The organism is Allobosea sp. 05T438 (assembly GCF_056396025.1).
In genome coordinates this window covers 334,791-351,184 of the sequence record NZ_JBFTKQ010000002.1, presented here as the reverse complement: position 1 = coordinate 351,184, position 16,394 = coordinate 334,791, and the positions used below count along the sequence as shown (strand labels likewise).

Below are 16,394 nucleotides of genomic sequence, written 5' to 3'. Positions count from 1 at the left end.
AGGGAGACAGCCCATGAGCGAAGACAGCTATCACAAGGACCGGATCGCCAATCGCCGGCTCCATCCGGAGACGTTGATGATGGGGTTCGGCTATTCGCCGGCCATGTCGGAAGGCTCGCTCAAGCCGCCGGTCTTCCTGACCTCGACCTTCGTTTTCGAGAACGCCCAGCAGGGCAAGGATTTCTTCGACTTCACCTCGGGGCGGCGCCAGCCGAAGCCGGGCGAGAAGCCCGGCCTCGTCTATTCGCGCTTCAACCATCCCAACATGGAAATCCTCGAGGATCGCCTGGCGATCTGGGACGAGGCCGAGAAATGCGCCGTCTTCGCGTCCGGCATGGCCGCGATCGCCACGACCTGCTTCGCCTTCCTGCGTCCGGGCGACACGATCCTGCATTCCCGCCCGCTCTACGGCGGCACCGAGACGCTGCTCAAGAACCAGATGGGCGCCTTCGGCATCACGCCGTTCGGCTTCACCGACGGGCTCGACATCGAGCAGATGCGGGAGGTCGCCAAGGCGGCCGCCGCCAAGGGCCGCGTCGCGATGATCCTGGTCGAGACCCCGGCCAACCCGACCAATGGCCTCGTCGATCTCGCCGCCTGCAAGGCGATTGCCGATGAACTGGAGCAGTCGCAGGGCCATCGCCCGCCGGTCGTGGTCGACAACACCCTGCTGGGCCCGAAATATCAGAAGCCGCTCAAGCTCGGTGCAGACCTGACCTTGCTCTCGCTGACGAAATATGTCGGCGGCCATTCCGACCTCGTCGGCGGCTCGATCAGCGGTTCCGAGGCGCTGGTGCGGCAGGTGAAGGCCTGGCGCGGCTCGCTGGGCACGCAAGCGGACCCGAATTCCTGCTGGATGCTGATGCGCTCGCTGGAGACGCTCGACATCCGCATGAGCCGCGCCAACGAGAACGCCAAGCTGGTGGCGGAATACCTCGAAAACCACCCGAAGGTCGCCAAGGTCCACTATCTCGGCAACCTCAAGGAGGGTGATCCGCGCAAGCCTGTCTTCGACCGGCAGTGCACCGCGGCCGGCTCGACCTTCGCATTCGACGTCAAGGGTGGCGAGAAGGAAGCCTTCGCGCTGCTCGACAACCTGCAGATCATGAAGCTCGCCGTCAGCCTCGGGGGCACCGAGACGCTGGTCTCGCACCCGGCCGCGATGACCCATTCCGGCGTCGCCAGGGAGCTGCGTGAGGAGATCGGCCTCACCGACGCCCTGATCCGCATCTCGGTCGGTATCGAGAACATCGAGGACCTGATCTCGGATCTGGCGCAGGCCTTCGAGGCGGTTTGAGGGACAGTGCCGTCATGCTCGGGCTTGATCCGAGCATCTCGGAAACCAGAATCTTCTGGTCCCGAGATTCTCGGGTCGAAGCTATGCTTCGCCCGAGAATGACGATCGGGCTCAGCCGAGGCCGAGGAACAGCGCCAGAGACCGGTTCACCGTGATCATCGTTTCCGGATCGAGATAGCCGAAAACCTGGCCGAGCCGGTCGCGCCGCACGGTCATCGCCTTGTCGACCATGATCTGGGAAGCAAGGCGCAATCCGTTCGTCGCGTCAGGCTCGACCGTCAGTCGGATCAGCGGCGCATCGACGATGTCGCTGGACATCAACAGCAGGGTCACCGTCGCCGTCAGGTCGAACGGGTCGGCCTGGACGATCAGGGCAGGGCGGGGCTTGCCGAAATCGCCGCCGAGCGCAACGGTGACAAGGTCGCCGCGCTTCATTCAGGGCTGCCGTCGAGATCTTCCAGGGCCGCGTCAAGGAAGGCATCGAGCTCCCGATCAGTACTGTCGCTGAGGGAGACAAGGCGGGCCTGACGGCGGCATTCCTCACCGAAGCCGGGCCGCCGCGTATCGGGAATCCAGATTTGCACCGGGCGCAATCCAGCCGCCCGCAAAGCGTCGCGGCGCTTCTGGACGCGTCTAGCGGTCGAACTGGCCATGCGGGTCACTCCCGGGAATGTTACATGTAACGTTTGCCGCTGCGCTCTGCAAGGCTGGCGGATGCCGGAAAGCTAAACCCCGATCCGCCCCCAGCCCGGCAGCTTCAGCGCCGGGCTGCGCAGGTCGAGCCCGGTGACGAGGCCGAGCAGGTTGATCTCGATACCCTCGACCCAGCCGACGGTGACGCCGGCGAGCCCATAGAGCGAGGCCTGGATGCCGGTGCGGCTCGCGGTCAGCCCGGCGAAAAGGCCATCGGCGCGCCAATCCTTGCCGATGGCGGTCGGCGGCAGCGCTTGCGGGAACTCGGGCACCTCCGACAGCACATGCTGGACGAAACTGTTCGAGTTCGGCCCCGGCCAGGCGAGATAGCTGCCGGGGCTTGAATAGGCATAGCTCGTCACCGCCGCACGGATGCGCGGGATCAGGCGTTCGGCGGCTTTGCCCCGGATCTCGGTCACCAGCTCCGGCATGTTGCCGAACCAGCGCCCGTCGGCCTCGCGGTGGTTGACCCGGACCGGCGTGCCCCAGCCGACCACGTCGAAGCGTGTATAGGCGCTGGCGCCCCGTTCCTTCACCACGATCCAGGAATGATGCGCGAAGATTCCACGCCAACGCCCGACGCGGGCGGCGAAGAGATGGACTGTCGCTTCCGGCTCGGCCGCGGCAGCCGGCAGGAGCTTCGCGCTCGTCCAGTCTGCGCGCTGCCAGTCCGGGGCACGCGTCTGCCAGGTCCACCAGCCCGCATGGGTTGCGAGCGGCAGCAGGAAGGCGAGCGCGAAGAACAGCAGGAAACGGCGGAGGAGGCGCATTCGGCACGGTATGTGCAGGACCCTGCGAACCGGCAAGAACAACGCCGATCACGCTTGCGTCAGCCGGCCTCGACATGCTGCAGGGGCTTTCAGCAACCCTCGGCTGTGCGCGGGCATCCGGTCGCGCCTTATGCCGGTTGATGCGGGGGTGAAAGCTGGTAGCGTGCGCGCGCCTGAGCTTGATGGAGGGGCAGATTGGGTAGGACTGTGAAGCGACTGACCGAGGCCATTGCCGCCTGTGCGGTCGGACTGGGACTTCTCGCCGCGCCGGCGGCCGCGCAGGACAAGCAGCTGCGCATCTTCAACTGGTCGGATTATGTCGATCCGGAGGTGCTCGACGCCTTCAAGAAGGAAACCGGCATCACCGTCGTCTACGACACCTTCGACCAGATGGAGACGGTGGAGACCAAGCTTCTGGCTGGCAAGACCGGCTACGACCTGATCGTCGTCACGGCTTCCTTCCTGCCGCGCCACATCCCGCTCGGCCTCTACCAGCCGGTCGACAAGGACAAGGCGCCGAACCTCAAGAACCTCTGGCCGGAGATCCAGACCCGGTTGTCCAAGTATGATCCCGGCAACAAATACGCCGTGAACTACATGTGGGGCACCACGGGGATTGGCTACAACGTCGCCAAGATCAAGGAACGCCTCGGCCCCGATGCCGTGATCGACAGCTGGAAGATCGTCTTCGAGCCTGAAACGCTGAAGAAGCTCTCCAACTGCGGCGTCCATGTCCTCGACGCGGTCGAGGAGATGTTCCCGGCGGCGCTGCGTTATCTCGGGCTCGATCCGGATTCGAAGAACGAGGCCGATCTCAACAAGGCCGGCGAGCTCCTGCGCAAGATCCGCCCGCACATCCAGAAGTTCCATTCATCGGAATACATCAACGCGCTGGCGAATGGCGACATCTGCCTGGCCGTCGGCTATTCCGGCGACATCCTCCAGGCGAAGAAGCGCGCCGAGGAGGCCAAGAACGGCGTCCAGATCGCCTATTCGATCCCGAAGGAAGGCGCGCTGATGTGGTTCGATTCCTTCGTGATCCCGAAGGATGCCGGCAATGTAGACGCGGCGCTGAAGTTCATCGACTTCGTCAACAAGCCCGCGATGGCGGCGAAGAATTCGGACTTCATCCAGTACGCCAACGGCAACATCGCCTCCAAGCCTGTGCTCTCGGCTGCGGTGCGCGACAACCCCGGTATCTACCCGTCCGACGCGGTGATGGCGCGGCTCTATACGATCACGCMCTATGACCAGAAGGCGCAGCGGCTGGTGAACCGGCTCTGGACCCGCGTGAAGACCGGCAAGTGACCGGTTCCGGACAGGTCGCCAACCCCATGAAGAAGACCTCGCCCGGCAGCGTGCGCCGGGCTTTTCAACCCTGGAACGACCCTGCGGCGAAGCCGCTGGTGGAGTTCCGGGGGGTGACCAAGCGCTTCGGCGACGTCACCGCAGTGGGTGATCTCTCGCTCGCGCTTTACCCGCGCGAGTTCTTTGCGCTGCTCGGGCCGTCCGGCTGCGGCAAGACCACGCTGATGCGCATGCTCGCCGGCTTCGAGACGCCGAACGAAGGCACGATCCTGCTCGACGGGCAGGACATCACCGGCATCCCGCCGCATCTGCGGCCGATCAACATGATGTTCCAGTCCTATGCGCTGTTCCCGCATCTCAACGTGGCCGGCAACATCGCCTATGGGCTGAAGCGCGAGGGGCTGCCGCGCGCCGAGATCGACCGGCGCGTCGAGGAGATGCTGTCGCTGGTCAAGCTTTCGGGCCTTGGCGGGCGCAAGCCGCATCAGCTGTCCGGTGGCCAGCGCCAGCGCGTCGCGCTCGCCCGCTCGCTCGCCAAGCGGCCGAAGCTGCTCCTGCTCGATGAGCCGATGGCGGCGCTCGACAAGAAGCTGCGCGAGCAGACCCAGTTCGAGCTGATGGATCTGCAGAGCGAGCTCGGCCTGACCTTCATGGTCGTCACCCACGACCAGGACGAGGCGATGACGATGGCCGACCGCATGGCGGTGATGGATCACGGCAAGCTCGTCCAGATCGGTCCACCGGACGTGATCTACGAGGCGCCGGCCAACCGGCACGTCGCGGAGTTCGTCGGCGACATCAACATCTTCGAGGGCCGGGTCGAGGCCGTCGACGGCGAACTGGTGCGCGCGGACGTGCCTTTCGTCGGCACCGTCGAACTCGACGAGGAGGCGCCGGCGCTGAAGTTGGGCGACCCTCTCATCGTCGGTATCAGGCCGGAGAAGATCGAGATTGGCCATGACGAGCCGGCGCAGGCCGTCAACAAGGTCGCGGGCGAGATCTGGGACATCGGCTATCTCGGCGACTTCACCATGATCCAGGTCATGCTCGGCGGGCAGAATAATCAGGGGGAGGGCGGGCAACTCGTCAAGGTCGCGCTCGCCAACCGCACGCGCCGGATGGCTCGGCCCTTCGCCTGGGACGACAAGGTCTGGCTCGCCTGGGACGTCGAGGCCGGCGTGGTACTGCCGCCATGAGATGGGCGGGGAAAGCCCGGCGGAGTGGCGCGTCATTCTCGAGCGGAGCGAAGCGCAGACTCGAGAATCTCCGGCAGGCAGAGGCCCCTGCGCCATCTCCGACAGGAGATGCTCGGGTCAAGCCCGAGCATGACGGCGGAACGACGCCATGAGAGCGGTCGCTTCGCTGCAGCAACTCGGCCGACTCGTCGTGGCCGTGCCCTATCTCTGGCTCGCGCTGTTCTTCCTTGCGCCCTTCGCCATCGTCCTGCGCATGGCTTTCTCACATGCTGCGACGGCACTGCCACCTTATGCGCCGCATTTCGAAGGGCTGGCGCAGCTCGGCGAATTCCTGTCCCAGCTCGATATCGAGAACTTCAAGCTGCTCGGCGACGACCCGCTGTACTGGCAGAGCTATCTCTACTCCCTGCGCATCGCTGCCCTGACCACCGTCTTCGCCCTCGCGATCGGCTATCCGCTCGCTTACGCAATGGCTTCGGCGCCGGCGCGCTGGCGCGGCATCCTGCTCGTCTTCGTCATCCTGCCGTTCTGGACCTCCTTCCTGATCCGCGTCTACGCCTGGATCGGCATCCTCAGGCCGGACGGGCTGCTCGACGCGGCGCTCGCCTTCCTCGGCTTCGAGGCGGAGCCGCTGCGCCTGCTCAATACCGAGACGGCCGTACTGCTCGGCATGGTCTATTCCTATCTGCCCTTCATGGTGCTGCCGCTCTTCGCGACGCTGGAAAAACTAGATCGCGGGCTGCTGGAAGCAGCGGCCGATCTCGGCGCCACCCCGGTCACGGCCTTCTTCACGGTGACGCTGCCGCTCTCGCTGCCCGGCATCCTCGCCGGCTCGGCGCTGGTCTTCATTCCCGCGGTGGGCGAGTTCGTCATCCCCGACCTGCTCGGCGGCCCGGACACGGTGATGATCGGCAAGGTGCTCTGGAACGAGTTCTTCTCGAACCGCGACTGGCCGCTGGCTTCGGCCGTGGCGGTCGTGCTGCTCGTCGTGCTTGTGCTGCCGCTCGTTCTGCTCCAGCGGGCACGGCTGCGACGGGAGATGGCGGCGTGACGCGGCTCGGCCCCGGATTGATCCTCGCGCTGATCGTCGGCTTCGCTTTCCTCTACCTGCCGATCCTCACGCTCGTCGCCTATTCCTTCAACGCCTCGCGGCTGGTGACGGTCTGGGGCGGCTTCTCGACGCATTGGTACGGCGCCCTGATGGCCAACGAGCCGCTGCTCGACGCCGCCTGGCTTTCGATCCGCCTCGGCGTCGTCTCGGCGACGCTGGCGACGGTCATCGGCACGCTTGCGGCGCTGGCGCTCGCCCGCCACGGCCGCTTTCGCGGGCGAACATTGTTCTCCGGCATGGTTCTGGCGCCGCTCGTCATGCCGGAGGTGGTGACGGGCCTGTCGCTGCTCCTGCTCTTCGTGGCTGTTGATGTCGAGCGCGGCTTCTGGACCGTGACGATCGCGCACGCGACCTTCAGCCTCGGCTTCGCCTGCATCGTCGTGCAATCGCGGCTCGCGGGCTTCGACCGCTCGCTGGAGGAAGCGGCGCAGGATCTGGGCGCCACGCCCTTCGTCACCTTCTGGACCGTGACCCTGCCGCTGATCTGGCCGGCGGTGGCGGCGGCCTGGATGCTCGCCTTCACGCTCTCGCTCGACGATCTCGTCATCGCGAGCTTCGCGACGGGCCCCGGCGCGACGACGCTGCCGATGCGGCTCTATTCGGCGGTCAAGCTTGGCGTTTCGCCCGAGATCAATGCCGCCTGCACGATCATGATCGCGGCCGTGGCCGTGGTGGTGATCGCGGCGTCGCTGCTGTTGAAGCGCGAGCAGTTGTCCGGAGGTTAAACGGCGGCTGAACGGCGCCCTCAAAGCTCGTTCAGCCGGGTTTTGCGAATGTCCTTCTCACGGCCGGGGAATTCTCCCCGCCACGAGACAGGACAAGGATCATGTTCCGCAATCGCGCCCGCATCGGTTTGGCGGCCCTCGCACTGGGCGGCATCGTGCTCGCCGCTTCCACCTTCGCCGGAACAGGAAACGCCCAGGCTTTCGGCGACCGTTACGAACGCGCCTATGAGCGCCCGGCTTATGGCGCCGATTGGCGGCCTGCGCCGCCCGCCGTCCACGGCTTCTGGGGGCAGCGCCGCTGGCATCGCTACTATGACGGCTACGGCATGCGGCCGCCCCCGCCGCGTTCCAGCTATGGTTACGGCTGGCGGTAAGTGTCGCCACGCCGGCTGTGACCATAGGGCGGGCGCGGCCTGAGGGCAGCGCCCGCCTTTTCTGTCATTCGGCAGCGGCGGTGTGCTGGGCGTAGCCGAGGCGCTGGTTGAGCTCCTCGAGCAGCTTCTCGGCCGCATCGGCGATGACCGTGCCGGGCGGGAAGATCGCCGAGGCGCCGGCCTCGATCAGCGCCCCGAAATCCTGCGGCGGGATGACGCCGCCGACCACGATCATGATGTCCGGCCGGCCTGCCTTGGCGAGCGCCGCCTTCAGTTCCGGCACGAGCGTGAGGTGACCTGCCGCGAGCGACGACACGCCGACGATGTGGACATCGTTCTCAACCGCCTGCCGCGCCGCCTCGTCCGGCGTGGCAAAGAGCGGCCCGATATCGACGTCGAAGCCGAGATCGGCGAAGGCCGAGGCGATGACCTTCTGGCCGCGATCATGGCCGTCCTGGCCCATCTTGGCGACGAGGATGCGGGGGCGGCGTCCGTCGGCTTCCTCGAACGCCTGGCACATCAACTGGACGCGCGTGACGGCTGGGTTCATCTCGCCGACCTCCCGCTTGTAGACCCCCGAGATCGCCTTGATCTCGGCCCTGTGACGACCGAACACCTTCTCCATCGCCAGCGAGATCTCGCCGACCGTCGCCTTGGCGCGCGCAGCCTTGACCGCGAGGTCGAGCAGATTGGCATTGCCGGCCGCGCCATTGGTCAGCGCGGTCAGCGTCGCCTGCACCTCGGTCTCGTCACGTTCGGCCTTGAGGCGCTTCAGCTTGTCGAGTTGCTGGGCGCGCACCGAGGCGTTGTTGACCTTGAGCACCTCGATCGAAGCCTCGTTCTCCGGCTTGAAGCAGTTGACGCCGATGATCGCCTGCTGCCCGCCGTCGATGCGGGCCTGCGTCTTGGCGGCGGCTTCCTCGATCCGGAGCTTGGGGATGCCGGCCTCGATCGCCTTGGCCATGCCGCCGAGCGCCTCGACTTCGCGGATATGGCTCCAGGCCTTCTCAGCGAGTTCCGCGGTCAGCCGTTCGACATAATAGGAGCCGCCCCAGGGGTCGATGATCCGGGTCGTGCCGCTTTCCTGTTGAAGCAGGATCTGGGTGTTGCGGGCGATGCGCGCTGAAAAGTCGGTCGGCAGCGCCAGCGCCTCGTCGAGCGCGTTGGTGTGCAGCGACTGGGTGTGCCCCTGCGTTGCCGCCATCGCCTCGATCATCGTGCGCGGCACGTTGTTGAACACGTCCTGCGCCGTCAGCGACCAGCCCGAGGTCTGGCAATGGGTGCGCAGTGGCAGGGACTTCTCGTTCTCAGCGCCGAAATCCTTGACGAGCTTGGCCCAGATCAGCCGCGCCGCACGCATCTTGGCGACTTCCATGAAGAAGTTCATGCCGATCGCCCAGAAGAAGGACAGGCGCGGTGCGAAGATATCGACAGAAAGGCCCGCGCGCTGGCCGGCACGGATGTATTCGACCCCGTCGGCAAGCGTGTAGCCGAGCTCGAGATCCTGCGTCGCTCCAGCCTCCTGCATGTGGTAGCCGGAAATCGAGATCGAGTTGAACTTCGGCATATTGGCCGAGGTGAAGGCGAAGATGTCGCCGATGATCCGCATCGAGGGCGAGGGCGGATAGATATAGGTGTTGCGGACCATGAACTCCTTGAGGATGTCGTTCTGGATGGTCCCCGAGAGCTTCGCCTGCGGCACGCCCTGTTCCTCGGCCGCGACGATATAGAGCGCCAGCACCGGCAGCACCGCGCCGTTCATCGTCATCGACACGCTCATCTGGTCGAGCGGGATGCCTGAGAACAGCGTGCGCATGTCGTAGATCGAGTCGATCGCGACGCCGGCCATGCCGACATCGCCGGCGACGCGCGGATGGTCGCTGTCATAGCCGCGATGAGTCGCGAGATCGAAGGCGACCGAGAGGCCCTTCTGTCCCGCGGCGAGGTTGCGTCGGTAGAAGGCGTTCGAATCCTCGGCCGTGGAGAAACCGGCATATTGCCGGATAGTCCAGGGCTGGTTGACGTACATAGTCGGGTAGGGGCCGCGCAGATAGGGCGGCAGGCCCGGCAGGCTGTCGACGAAGGGCAGCCCCTCGCGGTCGGCGGCCGTGTAGAGCGGCTTCACCGGGATATCTTCCGGCGTCAGCCAGGGTTCGGCCGCCGCTAGCTCTGCAGAGGCCGCCGTCCGGGTGGCGGAGAAGGCGAGTTTCGTGAAATCCGGGATCGCGGTCATGGCTTGCTCCCGTCGGTCCTGTCCCACCAATGGTGGAAATGATGCACCGGTCCGTGGCCGTGGCCAACCGCAACCTCGTCGGCTGCGGCGATGGCGGCGGAAATATAGCTCTTGGCGTGGCCGATCGCCTCCGGCAGGGGCAAGCCCTTGGCGAGGTTCGCCGCGATCGCAGAGGATAAGGTGCAGCCGGTGCCATGCGTGTTGCGGGTCGCAAGGCGGGGGGCGTTGAAGTGTTGTCGCGCTCCCCCGGCGAGCAGGAGCAGGTCGCTGCTGAGATCGCCGCTGCCATGGCCGCCCTTGATCAGGACATTGGCCGCGCCGAGCGCCGCGAGCTTTTCTGCCTGTTCGTCGACCGCCAGTTCCGTTTCCGCGATGCTGGAGCCGAGCAGGGCGGCAGCCTCGGGGAGGTTGGGGGTGATCAGCGTCGCGAGCGGAAAGAGATGCTTGCGGATCGCCTCGACCGCCGACGCTTCCAGAAGCCTCGCCCCCGAGGCCGCGATCATCACCGGGTCTAGCACGACGTTCTTCGCTCCGTGACGCTTCAGCCCGGAGGCGACCGTCTCGATCAGTTCGGCAGTCGCCAGCATCCCGATCTTGACCGCGCCGACATCGAGATCCTCGAAGACGGCGTCCATCTGCTGGGCGACGAAATCGCGCGGCACGGCATGGATGGCGCTGACGCCCTTCGTATTCTGCGCCGTCAGCGCCACGATGACGCTGGCGCCGTAGACCTGATGCGCCGCGAAGGTCTTCAGGTCCGCCTGGATGCCGGCGCCGCCGCTCGAATCCGAGCCGGCGATGGTGAGGGCGATGGCAGTCAAACTCATGTCTCCGGTCAGGCGCTTGCGATGGCCTGCGCGCGTTCGAGCGTCTCGACAACGTCGCAGCCCGTGAAGATGAACGATGCTACGCCGGCCTTGTTCAACGCCTCGCTCTCGGCGGGGCGCCCGGCGAGCCACACTGTTGCGCCGGCTGTGGCGAGCGCTTCGGCAGCCGCCGCGCCTTCTTCGGCATAAGACGGGTCCGAGCCGCACAGGCAGGCGAGCTTCGCACCCGAGGCGCGGAAGGCGCCGACCAGCGCGTCGAGATCGGTGGCGCCGTCCGTGGCGAAGCCGTCGCCGCTCGGCGCGGCAAGGCCGCCGGCCTCAAACAGGTTGCGGGCAAAGCCGGCACGCGCGGTGAACTCGGCGACGGAGCCCAGCGTCGCCAGGAAGACGACGGGCCGCTGCGGCAGGGCATCGGCCTTGTCGCGCAAGGCCTCGAACGGCTCCGGCAATCTGACCGAGGGCAGCGCATCCGCGCGCAGGGCCGCACCCGGCGCGATCCGGGCATCGGCTCGGCCGGCGCCGCCGACGAAGGAGCGGATGATTTCGCCCTGGTTCCGTTCGGCGAGGCTGCCGGGAGGACGCCGTTCTCTGCGGGCGACCTGCGGGACTTCCAGCACGGTCACCGCGCCCTCGCCGATATTGGGGAACTCGCTGGTGCCGGTGATCGGCTCCCGGCGCGTCGCCACCGCCTTCATGCGCGCCGCCCTCTGCCCGGCGAGCGTCTTCTGCACGGAGCCGTTGGTGAGCCCGGCGACGATGCCGCGCAGGTCGCCGCTGTTGTCCCGTTCGATCTCCTGAAAGGCCAGCCAACCCTGCTGGCAGAGCGCCTGCGTCAGTGCCTCGAAGCCGCCGGCGCCGGCGGCGGGATCGGCGACGCGCCAGAGATTGCTTTCCGCCAGGAGGATGAGCTGCGTGTTGCGCGCGACACGGCGCGCGAATGCATCGGGCAGGCCAAGCGCGGCGGTGAAGGGCTGGACGCTCAACGAATCCGCTCCGCCGACCCCGGCCGAGAAGGCGGCGACGGTGCCGCGCAGCAGATTGACCCAGGGATCGCGCCTGGTCAGCGAACGCCAGGCCGTCTCCGCATGAATCCGCGCCGGCTTCGGTGACAGGCCGCAGGCCTGCTGGATGCGGTCCCAGAGCAGCCGCGCTGCCCGGAACTTCGCGACCGTCAGGAACTCGTCGGTATCGGCGACCAGCGTGAAGGCGAGGGTGTCGCGCGCCTCTGCCAGTGAAAATCCCTGGGCTTCAAGCGTGCGCAGATAGGCGACGGCGGTGGCAAGCGCCGCGCCGAGCTCCTGCGCCTCGCTGGCGCCGGCCTCGTGGTAGGGGCGAACGTCGACAGTGATGAACGGGCCGGAGAAGCCGTGGTCCTTGAGGGCGCGAATGGTCTCAGTGAGCCGGCGCCCGACCTCGGGCCATGAGACGGCAAGCGAGCCCAGCCCGGCGAAGGCGCCGATCGGGTCGAGGCCGAATTCCACGGAAAGCTCGGTCGGTGCATGGCCGCGCTTCTCGATCAGCGCCGCCAGCAGCAAGGCGTTGATGCGGCCCTCCGGCGCAGGGTCGAGCCGCAGCCGGATCAGATCGAGCATCACGCCGTCGAGCGCGGCATCGAGAGCCGCGACATCGTCGGCGACGAGGCCGTAACCGCGCGCCGCCGGCGCACCTGCAAAGCTGATCGTCAGCGTGTCGGCGCCGCCTTCCAGATCGGCCAGCGCGAGCGCCTGGGCTTCCTTCGGCTCGGGATGGTCGAGCCGGGCGGCGACATGCCAGCGCCCGGCTTCGGCGCGCAGGGCGCGCGCGGCCGAGGCGGCGGCGGGGTAGAGCGGCTCGATGCGGATGCCGTCGGCGCTGCGGCCGACGAGCCGCTTCTCGAAATCCGCGCCCTTCAGAACCTTGTCGACCGCCGCGCGCCAGACGTCATGCGACGGCGCCGGGAAGGCGTCGAGATAGGGAAGGTCGGATGGGGCAGCCGAGTTCATGCGCGCCAATGCTCCTCTTCCGCATAGTGTGCAGCCGTGGAGTGCTGATTGCCATGGGCGCGTGCGCACCGCCATCCCTACTTCGTCGCAGGGCAGGTGCAAGAATAGGGACAAGAATACGAAAATGGCGCCGCGGTTCCGCCCTAGGACGGCGCCGCGGCGGCATCAAATTCCGATTAAATCAGACGAACTGGCCGAGGCCGGGAATGGCGCCCACGATCGCGCCCATCGCGTCCTCGCCGGCCTTCTCGCGGCCGACGGCGAACATTTCCTTCGAGACGCTCTGGATCTGGCCCATCGAGAGGCCCGCGCCCATCAGCTGGCCGCCGAGCGCCATCACGCCGCCGCCACCGCCCATCAGCCCGCCGATCGCGCCGAGCATGCCGCCCTTGGCGCCGCCTTCGGCATCCGCGAGCGCCTGCGCGCCCGGCAATGCCGCCATCAACTGGCCGATCTCGGTCGCCGGACCTTCCTTCTGCAGGAAGGCGAGGATGATGCCGACCGCCTTGCGGGCGAGTTCTTCGTTGATGCCGGCCGACGCAGCAACCCGCGTGAGCAGTTCTTCCATGGTTCCAATCCCCTCGCCAAAACGGCTTCGCCGCGAAGCCCTCCAAAAATAGTTTACATATTTACGATCTGATTCCAACGGGCTCGGGCTTCCGCCTTCTGCGTCGTTTGGTTACACCCTCCACACAGGTTCTGAGAAATCTCATAGGCGGATGCGATGGCGGATGACGGCGCGATTCTGATCGGCAAGAGCGGCAAGCCTGAAAACTTGTTGCTCAAGCTCGCCAACCGCCACGGCCTCGTGACCGGTGCGACCGGCACCGGCAAGACCGTGACGCTGCAGGTGATGGCCGAAGGCTTCGCCCGCAACGGCGTCCCGGTCTTCGCGGCCGACATCAAGGGCGATCTCTCCGGCATCGTCGCGCCCGGCGATTCCAAGCCGGCCTTCGTCAACCGGGCCAAGGAACTCGGCCTGAAATACGAGCCGGACCAGTTCACCACGGTGTTCTGGGACGTGTTCGGCGAGCAGGGCCACCCCGTCCGCGCCACGATCTCCGAAATGGGGCCGTTGCTGCTGGCGCGCCTGCTCGATCTCAACGACACGCAGGAGGGCGTGCTCAACATCGCCTTCCGCATCGCCGACGAGCAGAAGCTCCTGCTGCTCGACCTGAAGGACCTGCGCGCGATCCTGACCTTCATCGCCGAGAACGCCCAGGAGCTGACCACCAAATACGGCAACGTCACCTCGGCGACCGTCGGCACGATCCAGCGCGCGCTGCTGGTTCTGGAGAACCAGAGGGGCGATCTTTTCTTCGGCGAGCCTGCCCTCGACATCAACGACCTGATGAAGACGGATCGCGATGGCCGCGGCATCGTCAACATCCTCGCCGCCGACAAGCTGATGAACAATCCGCGGCTCTACGCGACCTTCCTGCTCTGGCTGCTCTCGGAGCTGTTCGAGCAGCTCCCGGAGGTCGGCGACCTCGACAAGCCCAAGCTCGTCTTCTTCTTCGACGAGGCGCATCTGCTGTTCAACGGCGCGCCGAAGGCGCTGCTGACGGCGGTCGAGCAGGTCGTGCGCCTGATCCGCTCCAAGGGCGTCGGCGTCTATTTCGTGACGCAGAATCCGCTCGACATCCCGGATACGGTGCTCGCCCAGCTCGGCAACCGCGTCCAACACGCGCTGCGTGCCTTCACGCCGCGCGATCAGAAGGCGGTGCGTGCCGCCGCCGAGACCTTCCGGCAAAACCCGAAGATCAAGACCGAGGAGGCGATCAGCCAGCTCGCCGTCGGCGAGGCGCTGATTTCGATGCTGGAGGGCAAGGGCTCGCCGGAAATGGTCGAGCGCGCGCTGATCGCGCCGCCGATGGCGCAGGTCGGACCCTGTACGCCCCAGCAGCGCCAGCAGGCCATCAATGCCTCGCCCGAGAAGGGCAAGTACGACACCATGATCGACCGCGAGTCGGCCTATGAAGTACTGATGAAGCGCAAGAACCTCAATCCGGACGGCTCGCCGATCGAGGCTTCGACGGGTGGCAGCGGGGGCGGCGGTATCCTCGATACGATTGGCGGCTGGCTCGGCGGCGGCGCGCCTCAACAGCGCCCGAAGACGGGGCCGGGTTCTCGCGGCGGCCCGCTGCCGCAGAGCATGGCCGAGAAGGTCATCACCTCGGCCGCGCGCTCGGCCGCGACTTCGATCGGCCGCCAGGTTGGCACCGCCATCCTGCGGGGCATTCTCGGTTCCATGTCCGGGAAGCGCTGAGCCCGGTCGTCATTCTCGGGCGGATCGAAGCGCAGACCCGAGAATCTCAGCCCCGAAAGGGCACTGGCGCCTCTTTCGGCAGGAGATGCTCGGGCCAAGCCCGAGCATGACGAGTTCATTATAGGAACGCTGTCGCCGCCGTCACGCTCCGGTCGCGAGGTCGAACAGCAGCTTGATGTTCAGCAGGATGATGATCGCGGCGACGAGGCCAGCGGTCAGGCTGAGCCAGCGCGGCGCGACCAGAGCACCCATCTTGCCCTTCGATGCGGTGAACATGACCAGCGGCACCACCGCGAAAGGCAGCTGCAGGCTGAGCACGACCTGGCTCAGGATGAGCAGTTTCGCCGTCTGGCTCTCGCCATAGATCAGCGTGACGGCGATCGCCGGCACGATCGCGACGAGGCGCGTCACCAGCCGCCGCATCCAGGCTGGCAGGCGGATGCGCAGGAAGCCTTCCATCACGATCTGCCCGGCCATGGTCGCGGTCACGGTCGAGTTGAGGCCGCAGCAGAGCAGGGCGATGGCGAAGAGCGAGGGCGCGATCGAGGCGCCGAGCAGCGGCTGCAGTAGTTCCTGCGCCTTGCCGAGTTCGGCGACGTCGGTATGCCCGGCCTTGTGGAAGGTCGCGGCGGCGAGGATCAAGATGGAGGCATTGATCAGCAGCGCGAAGCAGAGCGCGACGGTGGAGTCGATCGTCGCGAACTTCAGCGCCTCGCGCTTCTCCGGCAGCGTGTGGCCATAGGCGCGGGTCTGCACGATGCCGGAGTGCAGGTAGAGGTTGTGAGGCATGACAGTCGCGCCGATGATGCCGAGCGCGATGTAGAGCATGTTCGGGTTGGTCACGATCTCGGTCGTCGGCGCGAAGCCGCGGATCACCTCGCCCCAGTTCGGATCGGCGAGCGCGATCTGGATGCCGAAGCACAGCGCGATGACGCCGAGCAACGTGATGATGAAGGCCTCGATCCAGCGGAAGCCGCGCGTCTGCAGCCACAGGATGATGAACACGTCGAAGGCGGTGATCAGAACACCGATCTCGAGCGGGATGCCGAAGAGCAGATTGAGACCGATCGCCGTGCCGATCACCTCGGCGAGGTCGGTTGCGCAGATCGCCAGTTCGGCCAGCAGCCAGAGCGGCCAGGCCATATAGGGTGGATAGGCGTCGCGGCAGGCCTGGGCGAGGTCGCGCCCGGTGGCGATGGCGAGCCGCGCGCAGAGCGACTGCAGGATGATCGCCATCAGGTTCGAGACGAGCGCGACGACGAGCAGCGTGTAGCCGAACTGAGCGCCGCCCGCGAGCGAGGTCGCCCAGTTGCCGGGATCCATATAGCCCACGGCAACGAGATAGCCCGGGCCGAAGAAGGCCAGGAACTTGCGCCAGGACGAGGAGGTCGGCGTCACCGCGACCGTTCGGAAGACGTCCGTCAGCGAAGGTTCGCCCCGAGACCGAAGCCAGATCGAGGTGGATTCCGGGGCGCCCTGCGACATGATTGGACCTTGCTGCAACTTGTTCGCAATAAGGAGTAGCTGCCGTTCCGGGTGCTGTCAATGCAGTTGCGAAGCGTTGTCAATTAGAGTTGCGGCCAGGCCGGGCGGCAATGCATGATTGTGG

15 protein-coding genes are annotated in these 16,394 nt (G+C 66.5%); 7 read left to right on the top strand and 8 right to left on the bottom strand.

The window, feature by feature from the left end:
• Positions 1–13: 13 nt before the first annotated feature.
• A complete protein-coding gene (locus tag AC1DIN_RS05555) occupies positions 14–1,297 on the top strand; it encodes a cystathionine gamma-synthase family protein (protein WP_476808987.1) in 1,284 nt (427 codons plus the stop codon).
• A gap of 111 nt (positions 1,298–1,408) precedes the next feature.
• Here AC1DIN_RS05555 and AC1DIN_RS05550 read toward each other — a convergent pair whose 3' ends face one another.
• The 3 genes from AC1DIN_RS05550 to AC1DIN_RS05540 all read right to left on the bottom strand — a co-directional run bounded on the left by AC1DIN_RS05550 (position 1,409) and on the right by AC1DIN_RS05540 (position 2,760).
• On the bottom strand, positions 1,409–1,732 hold the full coding sequence (locus tag AC1DIN_RS05550) for a type II toxin-antitoxin system PemK/MazF family toxin (protein WP_476808986.1): 324 nt from the start codon (positions 1,730–1,732) through the stop codon (positions 1,409–1,411).
• Entirely contained in the window at positions 1,729–1,950 is a 222-nt protein-coding gene (locus AC1DIN_RS05545) for an antitoxin MazE family protein (RefSeq protein WP_441468638.1), read from the bottom strand. The genes AC1DIN_RS05550 and AC1DIN_RS05545 overlap by 4 nt, the downstream gene beginning before the upstream one ends.
• Positions 1,951–2,022: 72 nt before the next feature.
• Complete coding sequence (locus tag AC1DIN_RS05540; protein WP_476808985.1) at positions 2,023–2,760, bottom strand: DUF3750 domain-containing protein; 738 nt, start codon at positions 2,758–2,760, stop codon at positions 2,023–2,025.
• Positions 2,761–2,955: 195 nt separating this feature from the next.
• Here AC1DIN_RS05540 and AC1DIN_RS05535 point away from each other — a divergent pair, with 195 nt between their 5' ends.
• The 5 genes from AC1DIN_RS05535 to AC1DIN_RS05515 all read left to right on the top strand — a co-directional run bounded on the left by AC1DIN_RS05535 (position 2,956) and on the right by AC1DIN_RS05515 (position 7,474).
• Positions 2,956–4,068: a polyamine ABC transporter substrate-binding protein gene (locus tag AC1DIN_RS05535; RefSeq protein WP_476808984.1), complete on the top strand. Its 1,113-nt coding sequence runs from the start codon at positions 2,956–2,958 to the stop codon at positions 4,066–4,068.
• Between the two features lie 26 nt (positions 4,069–4,094).
• Positions 4,095–5,264 (top strand): ABC transporter ATP-binding protein, encoded by a 1,170-nt coding sequence (locus AC1DIN_RS05530; RefSeq protein ID WP_476809377.1) that lies wholly within the window; start codon positions 4,095–4,097, stop codon positions 5,262–5,264.
• Between the two features lie 148 nt (positions 5,265–5,412).
• A complete protein-coding gene (locus tag AC1DIN_RS05525) occupies positions 5,413–6,315 on the top strand; it encodes an ABC transporter permease (protein WP_476808983.1) in 903 nt (300 codons plus the stop codon).
• Positions 6,312–7,100 (top strand): ABC transporter permease, encoded by a 789-nt coding sequence (locus AC1DIN_RS05520; protein ID WP_476808982.1) that lies wholly within the window; start codon positions 6,312–6,314, stop codon positions 7,098–7,100. The genes AC1DIN_RS05525 and AC1DIN_RS05520 overlap by 4 nt, the downstream gene beginning before the upstream one ends.
• A 101-nt stretch (positions 7,101–7,201) precedes the next feature.
• On the top strand, positions 7,202–7,474 hold the full coding sequence (locus tag AC1DIN_RS05515; protein ID WP_441468633.1) for a hypothetical protein: 273 nt from the start codon (positions 7,202–7,204) through the stop codon (positions 7,472–7,474).
• A 64-nt stretch (positions 7,475–7,538) separates the two neighbouring features.
• On the opposite strand, the gene scpA is transcribed toward AC1DIN_RS05515, so the two are convergent.
• From scpA to AC1DIN_RS05495, 4 genes are all read right to left on the bottom strand, one after another.
• Positions 7,539–9,707: a methylmalonyl-CoA mutase gene (gene scpA, locus AC1DIN_RS05510; protein WP_476808981.1), complete on the bottom strand. Its 2,169-nt coding sequence runs from the start codon at positions 9,705–9,707 to the stop codon at positions 7,539–7,541.
• The gene (gene thiD / locus AC1DIN_RS05505) at positions 9,704–10,528 is read right to left on the bottom strand and encodes a bifunctional hydroxymethylpyrimidine kinase/phosphomethylpyrimidine kinase (protein WP_441468964.1); all 825 of its coding nucleotides are present in this window, start codon (positions 10,526–10,528) and stop codon (positions 9,704–9,706) included. Before thiD ends, scpA begins: the two co-directional genes overlap by 4 nt.
• 14 nt (positions 10,529–10,542) lie before the next feature.
• Positions 10,543–12,516 (bottom strand): methylmalonyl-CoA mutase subunit beta, encoded by a 1,974-nt coding sequence (locus AC1DIN_RS05500; protein WP_476808980.1) that lies wholly within the window; start codon positions 12,514–12,516, stop codon positions 10,543–10,545.
• 181 nt (positions 12,517–12,697) lie between these two features.
• A complete protein-coding gene (locus tag AC1DIN_RS05495) occupies positions 12,698–13,084 on the bottom strand; it encodes a DUF2267 domain-containing protein (protein ID WP_476808979.1) in 387 nt (128 codons plus the stop codon).
• Between the two features lie 156 nt (positions 13,085–13,240).
• Between AC1DIN_RS05495 and AC1DIN_RS05490 the strand changes: the two genes are divergently transcribed.
• Positions 13,241–14,785: a helicase HerA-like domain-containing protein gene (locus AC1DIN_RS05490; RefSeq protein ID WP_476808978.1), complete on the top strand. Its 1,545-nt coding sequence runs from the start codon at positions 13,241–13,243 to the stop codon at positions 14,783–14,785.
• 141 nt (positions 14,786–14,926) lie between these two features.
• Here the strand turns inward: AC1DIN_RS05490 and AC1DIN_RS05485 are convergent, their stop codons facing one another.
• Positions 14,927–16,270, bottom strand: coding sequence for an Nramp family divalent metal transporter (locus tag AC1DIN_RS05485; protein ID WP_441468629.1), 1,344 nt, complete (start codon positions 16,268–16,270; stop codon positions 14,927–14,929).
• Positions 16,271–16,394 lie beyond the last annotated feature (124 nt).

Bases quoted from the DNA above. Each gene is read 5' to 3' on its own strand.
- AC1DIN_RS05495 (WP_476808979.1), bottom strand. From the start codon at position 13,084: ATGGAAGAACTGCTCACGCGGGTTGCTGCGTCGGCCGGCATCAACGAA.
- scpA (WP_476808981.1), bottom strand. From the start codon at position 9,707: ATGACCGCGATCCCGGATTTCACGAAACTCGCCTTCTCCGCCACCCGG.
- AC1DIN_RS05515 (WP_441468633.1), top strand. From the start codon at position 7,202: ATGTTCCGCAATCGCGCCCGCATCGGTTTGGCGGCCCTCGCACTGGGC.
- AC1DIN_RS05550 (WP_476808986.1), bottom strand. From the start codon at position 1,732: ATGAAGCGCGGCGACCTTGTCACCGTTGCGCTCGGCGGCGATTTCGGC.
- AC1DIN_RS05540 (WP_476808985.1), bottom strand. From the start codon at position 2,760: ATGCGCCTCCTCCGCCGTTTCCTGCTGTTCTTCGCGCTCGCCTTCCTG.
- AC1DIN_RS05490 (WP_476808978.1), top strand. From the start codon at position 13,241: ATGGCGGATGACGGCGCGATTCTGATCGGCAAGAGCGGCAAGCCTGAA.
- AC1DIN_RS05525 (WP_476808983.1), top strand. From the start codon at position 5,413: ATGAGAGCGGTCGCTTCGCTGCAGCAACTCGGCCGACTCGTCGTGGCC.
- AC1DIN_RS05555 (WP_476808987.1), top strand. From the start codon at position 14: ATGAGCGAAGACAGCTATCACAAGGACCGGATCGCCAATCGCCGGCTC.
- AC1DIN_RS05485 (WP_441468629.1), bottom strand. From the start codon at position 16,270: ATGTCGCAGGGCGCCCCGGAATCCACCTCGATCTGGCTTCGGTCTCGG.
- AC1DIN_RS05545 (WP_441468638.1), bottom strand. From the start codon at position 1,950: ATGGCCAGTTCGACCGCTAGACGCGTCCAGAAGCGCCGCGACGCTTTG.
- AC1DIN_RS05530 (WP_476809377.1), top strand. From the start codon at position 4,095: ATGAAGAAGACCTCGCCCGGCAGCGTGCGCCGGGCTTTTCAACCCTGG.
- AC1DIN_RS05500 (WP_476808980.1), bottom strand. From the start codon at position 12,516: ATGAACTCGGCTGCCCCATCCGACCTTCCCTATCTCGACGCCTTCCCG.